The 13,845-nt window shown below is 41.2% G+C and carries 17 protein-coding genes; 10 read left to right on the forward strand and 7 right to left on the reverse strand.

Annotated elements, in window-relative coordinates; all coding sequences use genetic code 11:
* Nucleotides 1-3 precede the first annotated feature (3 nt).
* Nucleotides 4-1,905 (forward strand): DNA mismatch repair endonuclease MutL, encoded by a 1,902-nt coding sequence (mutL, locus tag C6Y02_RS06535; protein WP_106030909.1) that lies wholly within the window; start codon nucleotides 4-6, stop codon nucleotides 1,903-1,905.
* A gap of 208 nt (nucleotides 1,906-2,113) precedes the next feature.
* Here the strand turns inward: mutL and bslA are convergent, their stop codons facing one another.
* Together bslA and C6Y02_RS06550 are read right to left on the reverse strand one after the other, a co-directional pair.
* A complete protein-coding gene (gene bslA / locus C6Y02_RS06545) occupies nucleotides 2,114-2,650 on the reverse strand; it encodes a biofilm surface layer hydrophobin BslA (protein ID WP_034662185.1) in 537 nt (178 codons plus the stop codon).
* Between the two features lie 124 nt (nucleotides 2,651-2,774).
* Nucleotides 2,775-3,173 (reverse strand): hypothetical protein, encoded by a 399-nt coding sequence (locus C6Y02_RS06550; protein WP_106030910.1) that lies wholly within the window; start codon nucleotides 3,171-3,173, stop codon nucleotides 2,775-2,777.
* Between the two features lie 574 nt (nucleotides 3,174-3,747).
* Here C6Y02_RS06550 and C6Y02_RS06560 point away from each other — a divergent pair.
* From C6Y02_RS06560 to C6Y02_RS06570, 3 genes are all read left to right on the forward strand, one after another.
* A complete protein-coding gene (locus tag C6Y02_RS06560; protein ID WP_034662177.1) occupies nucleotides 3,748-4,221 on the forward strand; it encodes a CarD family transcriptional regulator in 474 nt (157 codons plus the stop codon).
* A gap of 313 nt (nucleotides 4,222-4,534) precedes the next feature.
* Nucleotides 4,535-5,284, forward strand: a complete 750-nt coding sequence (locus C6Y02_RS06565) for a poly-gamma-glutamate hydrolase family protein (RefSeq protein WP_106030911.1) — start codon at nucleotides 4,535-4,537, stop codon at nucleotides 5,282-5,284.
* A gap of 165 nt (nucleotides 5,285-5,449) precedes the next feature.
* Complete coding sequence (locus C6Y02_RS06570; protein WP_106030912.1) at nucleotides 5,450-6,598, forward strand: Rap family tetratricopeptide repeat protein; 1,149 nt, start codon at nucleotides 5,450-5,452, stop codon at nucleotides 6,596-6,598.
* Between the two features lie 90 nt (nucleotides 6,599-6,688).
* Here the strand turns inward: C6Y02_RS06570 and C6Y02_RS06575 are convergent, their stop codons facing one another.
* Complete coding sequence (locus C6Y02_RS06575) at nucleotides 6,689-8,014, reverse strand: S8 family peptidase (RefSeq protein ID WP_106030913.1); 1,326 nt, start codon at nucleotides 8,012-8,014, stop codon at nucleotides 6,689-6,691.
* 585 nt (nucleotides 8,015-8,599) lie between these two features.
* Between C6Y02_RS06575 and C6Y02_RS06580 the strand changes: the two genes are divergently transcribed.
* Together C6Y02_RS06580 and C6Y02_RS06585 are read left to right on the forward strand one after the other, a co-directional pair.
* On the forward strand, nucleotides 8,600-9,334 hold the full coding sequence (locus C6Y02_RS06580; protein ID WP_034662166.1) for a poly-gamma-glutamate hydrolase family protein: 735 nt from the start codon (nucleotides 8,600-8,602) through the stop codon (nucleotides 9,332-9,334).
* A gap of 76 nt (nucleotides 9,335-9,410) precedes the next feature.
* A complete protein-coding gene (locus tag C6Y02_RS06585) occupies nucleotides 9,411-9,860 on the forward strand; it encodes an OsmC family protein (protein ID WP_106030914.1) in 450 nt (149 codons plus the stop codon).
* A 47-nt stretch (nucleotides 9,861-9,907) separates the two neighbouring features.
* Here the strand turns inward: C6Y02_RS06585 and erbB are convergent, their stop codons facing one another.
* From erbB to C6Y02_RS06605, 4 genes are all read right to left on the reverse strand, one after another.
* Nucleotides 9,908-10,276, reverse strand: a complete 369-nt coding sequence (gene erbB, locus C6Y02_RS06590; protein ID WP_034662159.1) for an SMR family multidrug efflux transporter EbrB — start codon at nucleotides 10,274-10,276, stop codon at nucleotides 9,908-9,910.
* A 15-nt stretch (nucleotides 10,277-10,291) separates the two neighbouring features.
* Complete coding sequence (erbA, locus tag C6Y02_RS06595) at nucleotides 10,292-10,609, reverse strand: SMR family multidrug efflux transporter EbrA (RefSeq protein WP_106030915.1); 318 nt, start codon at nucleotides 10,607-10,609, stop codon at nucleotides 10,292-10,294.
* A gap of 2 nt (nucleotides 10,610-10,611) precedes the next feature.
* Nucleotides 10,612-11,154: a TetR/AcrR family transcriptional regulator gene (locus C6Y02_RS06600; RefSeq protein WP_106030916.1), complete on the reverse strand. Its 543-nt coding sequence runs from the start codon at nucleotides 11,152-11,154 to the stop codon at nucleotides 10,612-10,614.
* Between the two features lie 101 nt (nucleotides 11,155-11,255).
* A complete protein-coding gene (locus tag C6Y02_RS06605; protein WP_106030917.1) occupies nucleotides 11,256-11,507 on the reverse strand; it encodes a spore coat protein in 252 nt (83 codons plus the stop codon).
* Nucleotides 11,508-11,611: 104 nt separating this feature from the next.
* Here C6Y02_RS06605 and C6Y02_RS06610 point away from each other — a divergent pair, with 104 nt between their 5' ends.
* From C6Y02_RS06610 to C6Y02_RS06625, 4 genes are all read left to right on the forward strand, one after another.
* Complete coding sequence (locus C6Y02_RS06610; RefSeq protein ID WP_060596355.1) at nucleotides 11,612-12,013, forward strand: YmaF family protein; 402 nt, start codon at nucleotides 11,612-11,614, stop codon at nucleotides 12,011-12,013.
* Nucleotides 12,014-12,082: 69 nt separating this feature from the next.
* Nucleotides 12,083-13,039: a tRNA (adenosine(37)-N6)-dimethylallyltransferase MiaA gene (miaA, locus tag C6Y02_RS06615; RefSeq protein WP_106030918.1), complete on the forward strand. Its 957-nt coding sequence runs from the start codon at nucleotides 12,083-12,085 to the stop codon at nucleotides 13,037-13,039.
* 25 nt (nucleotides 13,040-13,064) lie between these two features.
* Nucleotides 13,065-13,286 carry an RNA chaperone Hfq gene (gene hfq, locus C6Y02_RS06620; protein WP_003211269.1) on the forward strand — a complete coding sequence of 74 codons (222 nt, stop codon included), beginning with the start codon at nucleotides 13,065-13,067 and terminating at the stop codon, nucleotides 13,284-13,286.
* Between the two features lie 161 nt (nucleotides 13,287-13,447).
* The gene (locus tag C6Y02_RS06625; protein ID WP_106030919.1) at nucleotides 13,448-13,774 is read left to right on the forward strand and encodes a YmzC family protein; all 327 of its coding nucleotides are present in this window, start codon (nucleotides 13,448-13,450) and stop codon (nucleotides 13,772-13,774) included.
* Nucleotides 13,775-13,845: the final 71 nt, after the last annotated feature.

The following is a 13,845-nucleotide window of genomic DNA, read 5'->3' on the forward strand; positions in this document are numbered from 1 at the left end:
AAAATGGCAAAGATTATTCAGTTATCCGATGACCTATCCAATAAAATTGCTGCAGGTGAAGTAGTCGAGCGTCCGGCTTCTGTCGTAAAGGAGCTTATGGAAAATGCAATCGATGCAAGCAGTACAGTGATTGAAATCGATGTAGAAGAAGCAGGTCTTTCCTCTATTAGAATGATTGATAATGGTGTTGGAATCGATGCTGAAGATTGTAAGCTCGCCTTTCAGCGCCATGCAACGAGTAAAATCAAAGATGAAAATGATCTGTTCCGTGTCAGAACGCTCGGGTTCAGGGGAGAGGCGCTGCCAAGTATCGCATCTGTCTCTCATCTAGAAATGAAAACAAGTACTGGTGAAGGAGCTGGAACGCACCTGGTACTGCAAGGCGGAAAGATCATTTCAGAGAAAAAAACCTCTGGCCGCCGCGGTACCGAGATTGTCGTTACCAACTTATTTTACAATACGCCTGCCCGCTTAAAATACATGAAAACCGTTCATACGGAGCTTGGCAATATATCAGATGTCGTCAATCGAATTGCGCTGGCTCACCCAGAAGTATCGATTCGCTTGCGACATCAAGGGAAAGTCCTGCTTCAGACGAATGGAAACGGGGATGTGCGGCATGTGCTTGCGGCCATTTACGGGACAGCTGTTGCGAAAAAAATGGTGCCGCTTCACGTGCAATCACTTGATTTTGAAGTGAAAGGATATATCTCCTTGCCAGAAGTGACAAGGGCATCACGGAATTATATGTCTTCTGTTGTAAACGGCAGATATGTTAAGCATTTTCCGCTCGTGAAAGCGGTCCATGAAGGGTATCATACCCTGCTGCCGATTGGCCGCCATCCGATTACATTTATTGAGATGAAGATGGACCCCATTTTAGTGGATGTGAACGTTCACCCTTCGAAGCTTGAAGTGAGACTAAGTAAAGAGCAGGAACTTCATGAGCTAATCAAACAAGGAATTAAGGAAGTATTTCAAAAGCAGCAGCTTATTCCAAGTGCTTCAGTGCCAAAGAAAGCACCAATGCCAGCAGTGAAAAATGAGCAGCAATCCTTAACCTTTGATGCGAAAAAAGTAAACACAAGCGAAACGGAAACGCCGCTACGCTATCAACCGGAGCCTCTCGAATCGGTTGTATACGAGACAAATCAGATGGGCACATACGGGACGCCTGCGCAGGAAATGACAGGGACGTCAGCACCCGTATTTAATGAAGATGCTCCATCTGAGCGTGTTCATTTAGAGGAATCCGCTGCTTCTCTTGAATATGAAGAGTCAGTACTGAGAGAAGATGCAGCAGAAGCCATTTCAGAAAACGAACGTGTTCCAGTCATGTATCCCATCGGGCAAATGCACGGCACATATATTTTGGCTCAAAATGAACGAGGGCTTTATATTATCGATCAGCATGCGGCCCAGGAGCGAATCAAGTATGAGTATTATCGTGAGAAGGTAGGAGAGATCAAGCAGGAAGTGCAAGAAATGCTCGTCCCATTAACATTCCACTACTCGAAAAACGATATGCTGATTATTGAAGAGCATAAAGAGATACTAACGAAAGTGGGCGTCTTCTTAGAGTCTTTCGGTTCAGGAAGCTACATTGTTCGGTCGCATCCGCAGTGGTTTCCAAAAGGGGAAGAGGCTGAACTGATCGAAGAGATTATAGAGCAAGTGCTAGATGAGAAGCGTGTTGATATCAAAAAATTGAGAGAAGAAGCGGCGATCATGATGAGCTGTAAAGGTTCTATCAAAGCAAATCGCCATTTGCGTCATGATGAAATCAAAGCCTTATTAGATGAACTCCGGCAGACAAAGGACCCCTTCACTTGTCCGCACGGCCGGCCGATCATCATTCATCACTCGACATATGAAATGGAAAAAATGTTTAAACGGGTCATGTGATCAAATGAAAAAAAGACAAAGGGCTAAAATCATCTTGATTTTGGCCCTTTGTCTTCTTTTCAGCGTGATAGAAAATCTTTGTAGTCTAGGAAGGGCGAGCACCGGAACGGAGCGAATTGAACATTCGTGAGTAACGGAGCACAGACCTGACAAAGAATGCGAGGGTTTGTCTACACGCTGAAGCGCTCTTATTAGAGCGCTTTTTTATTTAGCATCCACAAGGATTTGGCGGTGTGACCACAACTGGTCGTGTTTGAATATCAAGGGTGTCCTCTGCATAAAATTTAGAACCAATGCTAAGCGCACGGTTTTCTGCGCGGAACGTGTATGTACCTGCAGCAGGAAGTACTTTATGTGAAAGTTGTAATTTATATTGTGAGATTCCTAATAAATCGATTCTAGCTGGAATGCGGACAGTTTTTCCACTGTTCAAAATGTAGCTGTCTTTTAATGCTTTTCCATTGAAGATGTCTTTTGTTGTCGCTTGAAAGCCTGCAGGCAATGTGAACTCAATGGCACCGATACTTAAAACAGAATTTGGGCGGTATGTCAGCTCAATGTCAGAAAAAGACCATTCCTGCTTACTTGTACCTGTAATTTTTGCATAAAGTTCAGCTGGTCTTGCATTCGTTGATGCTTTGCCTTCCTCCGTTTTGACTCCTTCTGCGGATGCGGCAATCGGTACCGATAGTGCCATGACCAGTGTAAGCATTCCCATCATGATCATTGTCCATGTTTTTTTCATTTCTTCCTTCCCCCTTGTTGAATATAGGTAAATAATAGATGATTACACCCATTATTTACCTACAAGGTTACCATATTCCTATATGGTATTAAATGGTATATTATACCCTTATTTTGTCACTTGTTTAGTAATAACGGGGGAAAAACGCATTTGGTTGGTTCATTCCATAACCATGGCCTGTCATTTGCTGATTTGGCATCATCATATGCATATCTTGATATCCGTATGGATGATATGGCATCATTCCGTATCCACCATAGTGGCCAAGATGATGGTGATCTTTCATTGGAACATGTGAAAAGGCATCATGCTGATTTGGAAACGTCGAATAGGTTGAATGATGATGCGGATAGTGTCCGCTGTACATATCTTTTTTACCGGTATGATCATGCTTTGGCATATTCATAGGATCCTGCATGTTTGGCGCGACCACATGCTCATGATTGGCTGTATACACATTCTCAAATGTATGATAGGGATTTTCTTGGTGATGATGATTCATTGGACTATTCATATTGTTCATTTGATATCTCATCCTTTATGTCAGGTTGCCATATCCTATGAGCATGATCCGTTTCATGAGCCTATCCATATGAAAAAAACCGGCTTTTCAGCCGGGAAAACGAAAAGCAGGTGAAAGCGTCAATTGCTAATATGAGAAGCCATGTCTTCTTCTACGACGCTTCTTACAGCTGCTGCAGACACTTTTAGGACAGTAATAGGGATCGTAGCTTCTAGAAGTATCCCAGAAATCGCTCTCAAACCATTTATCTTTTTTATGATGAAACTTTTTTTCTTTACATGGATCCTCATGGCAATGATCGTCATGCTTTTTATAACAGTTTGAGTGGGAATGTTTGCACTTGCACTTGCATTTGCACATTGTCATCCCTCCTAAATGTGACTCAATGCTAGTATATGCAAGAATAAGACAAGGGGACTGGATGATGGCGCTTTTTTTGTAAAAAAAGGCTTTTTCTGAAAAACTCAAATAAAAAGAATTGACTAGTGCTAAAATAACATGATAGAATATAAATTTTTATCCACCGATGAAATGTGTTATAATCATAATGTGAATACTTTCGGAGGTGGCGGATTTGTTTCAAATAGGTGATAAAATTGTTTACCCTATGCATGGTGCCGGTGTGATTGAAGGAATGGAAGAAAAAGAGATTTTAGGTAAGACGGAGGAATATTTTCTGATTCAAATGCCGAATATGCAGATGATGATCCCAAGAGGCAGAATCAATCAACTAGGTATACGTCCGGTAGCAGATCAAGCAACGCTGAAAGTTGTGATGAACAATTTTGCAGAAGAAACAAACGACGACACGCTTACTTGGAAGCAAAGATATGATGAAAATCTGAAAAAGCTAAAAACAGGTGCGATCGAAGATGGTGCAGACGTTGTCAAAGATCTGATGAGACGCAATCAGAAGAAAGCATTAAATTCAAGTGAAAAGAAGATGCTTGAAGATGCACGAGGCATGTTAGTGAGTGAGATTTCTCTTGCACAAGGACTGTCGCAAGATGAAGTCCTTTCAGCTTTAGAGAATGAACTAAGAGTTTAATGATGGATATACAGTAATTGGCTGTAAACAGAAGGGCATACCTTTTGTTTACGGCTTTTTTTGTTTGAAATCAGAAGAATATGTCCATTTTTGTAGGTGATTTTAACTAAAGCTAAAATAAGGTCATACGATGCAGTTTTTATTCAAGCAATGAATGATTCAAAGAAGTCAGAAATACCTAGGGCAGCATAAAAAAACAGGTAAGTTCTCCTGATTCGTTCAAATGAGCCGGACAACCTTTGAATTCTGTTAGCCATTGATAGTAAAATAATGCGATAAGATGACACCTAAGAGAATGAAAAGGAGCGGTGAAATGAAAAGGCTACTGATATGTGGATTCATCTTTCTGATCCTGTGTGCTCTTTTAATGGTGAAATGCAGCCATTCTGTTCAAGAAAAAAAAGAGCAAAAGCAATATCAAGAAGAGGTAGAAAAGTATCATAAAGAGCGAAAAAAAGGGGATCAATATGAAAGCTTTAAACAGCTTATCCGACATGAAAGAGAAGGCTATGAAATAGAATTTCACGAAAAGGGTGGAAGTGATTTACTCGTATTTTCTCCTCATGGAGGGGAAATTGAACCAGGAGCAAGTGAAATTGTAGAAGCATTTCAAGAAAAGTACTCTACGTATTTGTTTGAAGGAACAAAACAAGACAATAATCGTGATTTGCATATTACAAGCACCAAGTTTGATGAACCGATATTGGTTCAAATGATTAAAACGTATCCCTTCTCCATTTCCATCCACGGCTATAAAAGTGATAAAAGACACACACTAGTTGGCGGGACAAACGAAAAAATGCAAAGAGCAGTTGTTCGAGAATTAAAGGATCGAGGATTTTCTGCAGAAATGGTGCAAGAAGGCGAACGGCTTTCAGGAACAGATCCCAAAAATATTAATAATCGAAATGCGAGTGGTGAAAGTGTTCAGCTAGAAATTAGTACGGCGCAGAGAGAAGCCTTTTTTGACAATTTTGATACGAGAAAAGGAAAGAAAAAAGCATTCAGACGTTATATCAGTGCTTTAAAAGAAGTATTAAGAGAATTTGACCCATCTTCGTAGAAAAACCGTTTTGATGGGCAAAAGTACTCTATTTAAACTTGGTAAAAAAGATAGAAATATGCGAAATAGACATAAATTATGTAATAACTTACAATTTGCCTTAAAAACATAAATTATGTAAAATAATAGTTATCAGTTTGATATGATAGAATGGGGCTGAAGTGGATGGCACACAAAATACCATCTTCCGAAGTAGGTGTAAAGATCAATCAATGGTACACGCATATTTGCAAATTTGAAGTCGAACAAGCAAACGATATGAAGCGCCTTGTTGAAGAAGAAATTCATGAGATGGAAGAGGATCAAGATTTACTTCTATACTATTCTCTAATGGATTTTCGCCATCAAATGATGCTTCAGCATTTAACGCCAGTCCATGCAGGGAGTGAAACGCTTCAAGCCGTGTCTTTTCCGAAAGAAATGGAAGATGGAGAAGATGAGATGACAGGCTTGCTCGGCTATTACTTTCATTTTTTCCATGGAATGTATGCGTTTATCCAGCGCCGGTATATCGAGGCTATTTCCTATTACAAGCATGCGGAACATCAACTGATCTTAGTGACAGATGAGATTGAAAAAGCGGAATTTTACTATAAAATCGCTGAAGTATACTATCATATGAAACAAACTTATTTCTCCATGCATTATGCTAAAAAGGCGAGAGACATTTATAAGAAACATCAGCTTTATGGAAAAAGAAGCATTCAATGTGATTTTGTCATGGCAGGTAATTGGATTGATGTGAGTCAGCACCAAAAAGCGCTTCCTTATTTAGAAAAAGCGTTAAAGGTCTGTGAAGCGATGGAACGGCAAGAATGCACATCTTATTTTAAAGCGATGGCTCTTAATAACTTAGGTGCTTGTCATTATAGTATGGGAACGTATCATACAGCGACTGTCTTTTTTGAACAAGCCATTTCCCTTTATCAAAAAGATCAAGCATCCACGATGATCAAATCATTATTTTCACTTGCCCTTACTTGTTTTAAACTCGGAGATATCCAGCGGGCGGGCGAGGCTATATGTAAAGGAATGAACGAGGCTTGTTTATTGGAAGATGAAATTTATCAGTTGAAATTCCAATTTTTGCAGGCGCTTTATATAGAAAAAGACAGCTGTGAGCAATTAAGGTCGGCCCTTTTTGGTCTGCGAAGCAAAAAAATGTTTGCTGATTTAGAGGAATTAGCACTTGATGCGGCTAATTATTATAAGGAACGCGACATGTACAAGGAATCTTCCACTTTTTTTGAGATTGTGATCGAAGCGCGTACGCACATTCAAAAAGGAGATGAGATGTATGAGAACGAAGCATAACATGTCAGCTGCTCAAGTAGATGAAAGACTTCACACGTAATAACAGACAAACAACACCCTTTACGAATCAACGTAAAGGGCTTTTTTAATTTATTCTTTGATGGCTTTTTCTGCGTCAATGGCACCTGCTCCGTAAATCATCGGGTCATCTCCAGACCACTTGCTTGTATTTTCTTTTAACAGGGTTTTGACATCATCGGGCGTTAAATCTGGTGAATGCTCTAAAAGAAGAGCGCAAATACCAGCACAAATCGGTGTTGCCATAGATGTGCCAGATAACGTCGTGTAATCGTCATCGACTCTGCTTGATTTATCGAGTTTATCTAGAAAGGACCTTGGTGATCTGAGAGAGACGATGTTTACTCCTGGTGCGAGAATATCAGGCTTTGTTTCACCATAAACAGTAGGGCCTCTGCTCGAAAATGGTGCCACGATATCATCGTTTGATTCTGGTGTATTCCGGTCATCAAAAGCGCCAACGGTAATAACTTTTTGACTGACGGCAGGGCTCGCAATCGTTTGGCTGTTAGGACCAGAGTTTCCGGCAGCGACGCATACAACAATGCCTTGATCCCAAGCAGCATTGACAGCGCGCACCATCGGATCGTCTTGTTCGTCATCATAACGCTGGGCCTCTCCGCCTAGTGACATACTCATAATATGAATCGGATCATCAGGGTGATCTTCATTGAACTGGATGCACCATTCAACCCCTTCTATAATAGTAGAAAGTGATCCAGCCCCTTGTTTATTTAACACTTTCACGCCAATTAAATGAGCTTTTGGAGCAGGTCCTTTGTACAAGCCATCTGAGGCAGCTCCGTCTCCAGCTACATCTCCAGCGCAGTGAGTGCCATGCCCGTTATCATCATAAGGCTTTGTTTTTTGCTTGACTAAATCCACAAAATCGCGAATTCTTCCTTCTAGATCTTCATGCGGATAAATCCCTGTGTCAATGACAGCGACCGTAATACCTTCCCCTGTTAAGGTTGTACCGTTTCGGATGACTTCATCAGTATGACTTGCTTGTGTGGCCACATCCAGAAGTGCATGAACTTTCCTGTCTAAATAAATTTTACGAATATGCTCACCATTCGCTAACAGCTCCTCTAAAGCATCCGGTGTTAGGTCAGCAGCGCAGCAGTCGATATGTGAAAAGTGCCGTTTAATTTTTGTTTTTCTATTTTTTTTCATGAACTGTTTTGCGCTTTGAATACCTGCTTCGACCGCACCTTCCTTAAATTCAATGATCACACGAAGCTTCTTTCTCTTCTTTAATCTTCCTTCCAAGAAACGATGAAGAAAGCATGGCGTCCATTTAAAAGGTTTATAAAGGTGAAGGACGGTTTCTCTTAAAGGCTGATCCAGTTTACTAGCATGTGTTCTGACCATTTGCACCATAGAAAATCCAAACATGTAATGCCCTCCATTCTAGCTATCCATTCTTGTACACTATTACGTTATGAGAATGAGAGCTGCTTGGTTCGGATTCATGCCCCTCCTTTTCTTCATATTGGCGGCTGACTGATTTCTCTTTAAAAAGAAAAGCGCTTACATTTTGTAAAATAATAGAAAAAGGTGAAAAACATGTAGAATCTGCCGATGATAGGTGGGAGAGTTCTTCAAAGAGAACCGGTGAAACAATCGATTTTGCAGAAAAAAAGGGGGGGATAAACAGGGTCAATGCTCATACAAATGTGGCTTGTCACAGAGGAAAAAAATCAAATCCATATAAATACAAGCCGAATTAAAGAAAACAGACTGGATAGAACTAGGCCATTTTAAACATAACTTCATTTGTCTGTCATACTATTCTAACTCTGTTTTCAAAGAGGAGAGGCGTTTCTGTGTATATAAATGCAATTATCTTATTTTTGAGGAATCTCATGATCTAGAGTGTTATGATCAAATTTGAAGAGAAAAAGTGGAAAAAATGAAAAGAAATGATGATTCAATATAAATCATAGAAACGGCTTAGAAATCTGTTAAAGGAGAACGGGAATGAAGAAGTTTTTTGCTTTGCTTCTCCTGCTTGCGATCGGATGGGGCGTTTATTATACAATGCAAGCACAGGAACATGATGAGCCAGTGTCATCAGGTGGGGAAGACGAAAGCGGTTCAAATGATATTTATCGCAATTTTAAAGAACTGGAAGAAAACGAATCAACAAGCAGCTATCAGATTACAGCCAACCCAGTGCCTGGAAGCCGTCTTCTAGTGATGTCACCCCATGGCGGGAGGATTGAAGGCGGCGTGAGCGAGATCGTCCATTTTTTCGATAATGATTTCTCTACGTATTTGTTTGAAGGCTTAAGAGAGAATGCGTCAGAACTTCATATTACAAGCACAAACTTTGATGAGCCAGTCGGCGTCGCGCAGGCAAAAGCACACGATTATATCTTAGCAGTTCATGGATACAAAGGTGAGGAAGGAATTGACCATACTCTCGTTGGCGGAACAGATTACGACCGTGCAGAAAAAATTGTGAACTCATTAGAGCGGAACGGATTTTCTGCTGAACTGGCTGTCGCACACGCAACCCTGAGCGGAACAAGCAATCATAATATTAATAATCTTACAAAAACAGGGCAAAGTGTACAGCTAGAGATTAGTAGAAGTCAGCGTGAAGCTTTATTTGACAGTTTTGACTTTCGGCGGCGGTCGAGTACAAAAAACGAGACGTTCTACCGGTATGTCAGGGCGATTCGGACAGTGCTGGATGAGGAATATACATAAAGATGGTGCACATGTTAAGACAAGCAGCGTGAATTCTTGTTACACTATAAAAAGTATAACAAAAGGAGAGACGAATATGGCGCGTCATCATTTTCATCTTCAGGCGAGCTGGCCTGGTCTGCGTAACGATGTGGGTACAATCTCATGTGCACAGTTAAAAACGAAGATTTCAATTCCAAAAGAAATGGACGGTCCCGGCATTGGAACAAATCCAGATGAGATGCTCTTAGGTGCAGCGGCTACGTGTTATATTATTACACTTGCCGCTATGATGGAGCGGAGCCAATTAGAGAAAGAGGATCTAACGATGAGTTCTGAGGCTGTCGTAGATGTGACCAATGGTGTGTTTACATATGAAAAAATCATTCACCGGCCTGTCATCATCCTCAAACAATCCGCTTCCCCGCAAGATATTGAGCTGGCCCGCAAGCTCGCGCATAAAGCCGAAAGCTCATGTATGATCTCAAGAGCTGTTCAAGGAAATGTGGCCATTTCCTTAGAAGAAACCATTCAAGTTGGTGGGTAAAAACAAAAAAGTCATTTTCTCTTATTAAATGGAGAAAATGACTTTTTTTATGACGTCCATTCGGTTTGATCGATTTGTTCTTTGTTTTCTTCCTTTTGTTTTTTGGACAGGTTCAAGACAATCACGCCGCATATCACAAGTGCAAGGCCGATGAAGCCTTTTATGTGAATGGTTTCGTTAAACAGCACGAGTCCGATAAGAGCAGTGAGTGCTGTTCCAACGCCAGACCATGTCGCATAAGCAGACGAAAGGTCAATGGTTTTAAGTGCCAAACTGAGGAAGGTAAAGGCGCAGCCAAATCCGATCAGGACCCCAATACTCGGCAGCAGTTGCGAAAAACCTTGTGAAAGCTTCAGCATCGTACTGCCAAAAACCTCCGTCAAAATGGCTCCTGTTAAATAGAGCATTCCTTTCATGATCTCTCACATCCTTTATGACATATTTAAAAGTACGACTCCTGAGACAAGCATCGCCATCCCAATGACTGCTCTTTGGTTCAAGGTTTCTTTGAAAAAAAGCACGCCAAAAATAGCCGTGAGGACTGTACCAACCCCAGACCATGTTGCGTAAGACATGCTAAGCGGAATGATGTTAAGTGTCAATGACAGCATATAAAAGGCAAGTGTATAGCCAGCAACAACGACAGCGCTAGGCTTAAAGCGCGTAAAGCCATTTGAGAGTTTTAACATCACGGCACCAATGGCTTCTGAAAAAATGGCCACAGCTAGAAAAAGATATCCGAGGATCATCATCATCCCTCCTCTAATAGGTGTAAAATCCGATGAAGTAAAAGGGTTTTTTCCTCTCGGTTCAGCGGTTCAAGCTGAAACATTTCTGAAAACCATATCCCATCACATGCAAGACGGATCAGCTGACTCAATGCAGGGTCATTTATTTCCTCAGCTGCTTTCACTTTGAACTCCGCATAAAAATCACGCCAAGGGTTCAATAACGCTTCATCAAATGACATGGTAGCCATCATACTTGTACATAGCTGGGTCGTATTTTGATGATCAAGATCATGTAATGTGGCCAATATATATGCACGTACATAAGGCGCTTTTTCGTGTTTGTAAGTTTCTTGATACGTTTCGAGCTGCTGACGAAAGCAAAGAATCGCGTGCTCATTCATTTTTTGGATGAGCTCTTCCTTGCTTGCAAAATGATAAAGCAGGCCGGCTTTGGTCATATGTGCATGCTCTGCCACTTGCTGAAGGGTAAGCTGGCTTAATCCTTCTTCTAAAATCGTGCGGGCAGCTGCATCAAAGATTTGCTCTTTTTTGGTTTTAGACATAAAAAAAACACCTACTTTACTGAACGGTCGGTAAAGTAAATGTTAACCCATCAAAAACGAGTGTGTCAATCGATTCATTTGATTTCGTTAAATCGTCATATTTAATAATAAGGGTATGGTCCATATGGCGGGTACGGAGGCGGATAAGGGTACCCATATCCATATCCTGGCGCAAGCAGAGACCCAGCAAGCAGACCTCCAGCAAAACCACCTAAAAATGGAGGTCCGAAGAATCCGGGTCTACCATAACCGAATCCAGGTCTCCCAAACCCAAAACCCGGGCGTCCAAAGCCAAAACCAAAAGGTCTTCTCATGTCTTCTTGCATAAATGGCTGTGCGTCAAAATAATTCATAAAAAAAGGCTCCTCTCACATAAAATCACTGTAACTGACATCAGTGTATTCGAATGGCCTATATGTGTTTGGGTGAATGCCTAATATAAGGAGGAATGTTAAAAATGGGCCTGTATCCATCTGATTGGGCAAAATGCCCGCCGCATGCTCATGCCTATAAAGCACGAACGGATGTAACAGAGGAGCATTATCATTTAATAGAAGGCATTTCTCAGCCTGTCAATGGAAGCAATACAGATCAGCATACACATTTTTATCGCGGGATCACCTCTTTTGAGAGGGGGCATTTCCACAGATACTACGGCATCACAGGGCCTGCGATACCGAGAGTGGATGGTACGCACTATCACGAGATTGAGGAAGTCACGTTTTCTGCCTATAACGATTCTGTCCCTATTCCGTATGGAGGAGTCGTCTATAGTCCGGACGAAGAGCGGCCAACGCATACGCACCGTTTAAAAGGAAAAACATACGAAGTGGTCGGAAATGAACCACTCGGCTGGTGATAGGCCGTATATAGGAGAGAATGAGAAGTTATGCTATACTGTAGGCAGTTTGTAAAAGAGAGTGATGTTATGAAAAAAACGAAACAACCAGTGATTGTATTAGTAGGACCGACGGCTGTCGGCAAAACAAAACTGAGCATTCATATAGCCAAAGCATTTAATGGAGAAATTATCAGCGGTGATTCTATGCAGATTTATAAAGGAATGGACATTGGAACAGCTAAAATCACCCCTGAAGAAATGGATGGTGTCCCGCATCACTTAATTGATATTAAAGAGCCGGAAGAATCCTTTTCTACAGCTGAATTTCAGCAGCTGGTCCGTTTGAAAATCAAAGAGATTGCCGCTAGAGGGAAAACACCCATGATTGTCGGCGGAACAGGTTTGTATATCCAATCTGTTTTATATGATTATACATTTACCGACGAGAAAAGTGATCCTGCTTTTAGAGAAGAAATAGCGCTGTTTGAACAGCGGCATGGCCCCCTTCAGCTGCACGAAAAGCTAAAGGCAGTAGACCCTGATGCTGCAAAATCCATTCATCCGAATAATGTCCGCCGCGTGATCCGGGCGCTGGAAGTGATCCATACAACAGGTCAGAAAATGTCGGAGATGCAAAACGGTCATCAAGAAGTTCCTCTTTATGATACAGCCTTCATTGGGCTGAAAATGGATCGAGAGCTTTTGTACGAGCGCATTCACCAAAGAATTGATATGATGATAGATGAAGGCTTAATTGAGGAAGTGAGCGCACTTTATCAATCTGGCTTGAAGGATTGTCAATCGGTTCAAGCGATTGGTTATAAAGAGCTGTATGCGTATTTTAAAGGTGACTGCTCACTTGATGAAGCCACCCGGCAATTAAAACAAAATTCCCGCAGATATGCGAAGCGTCAGTTCACGTGGTTTCGTAATAAAATGGATGTCACTTGGTTCGACATGACACCGCCTTGCCACTTTTCAGACAAAAAAGAGGAAATTTTCGCATATATAGCAGGAAAGCTTGAACTTAAAGCGAAACTGTAGTTATCAGAATCAAGGAGGACGAAACATGAAACCGATTAATATTCAGGACCAATTTTTGAATCAAATCCGTAAAGACAATACCTTTGTCACAGTATTCTTACTGAATGGCTTTCAGCTTCGCGGTCAAGTGAAAGGGTTTGACAATTTCACGGTGCTGCTTGAAACAGAAGGGAAGCAGCAGCTTATTTATAAACACGCCATTTCTACATTTGCACCTCAAAAGAATGTAAATCTAGAATTAGAATAGGATATGTTCGACCTAATAGCCCCATGCATCTGCGAATAAACCGGCCGGAACCCGCTACGTTTTTTGTCAGTGCAGAGGGGCTATTTTGCATGCCGTGAAACTTTTCTGTCTATTTTACGTATAATCCCTTATTGGATATGAAGAAAGGTGAGGGAAGCGATATGGAAAATGCAGAGCTTGAATTAAGAAGGATTAGAGTGATCCTTCTATTGATTGGGATTGTTGTCTTATTTGGATCGTGCGCCATTTCAAACATTGAATCGAGACAGGAAAGCTCGCATAACTATGCTAATCAAGATGATAATGGACATATAGAAGGCCTTTTACAATCAGCTGTTGCACTAAAAAATAATCACTTTGCTGTTGTGAAAGATGATGAAGTACATGTGTACCGGTTTGATGAAAAAGAGGGAGAACTGACCCTCGTTAAAACGAAGTACATAGATGAATGGGACGAGGAATATGATGATGATTCTGTTGAAGAGTAAGCACGTAAATTTACAAATGAATGTGAAGTCGCTACACTATAATCATGCATCAGACATCTAGACAGAAAAGG

It is taken from the genome of Bacillus sp. NMCC4 (assembly GCF_002998555.1).
GTDB lineage: Bacteria > Bacillota > Bacilli > Bacillales > Bacillaceae > Bacillus.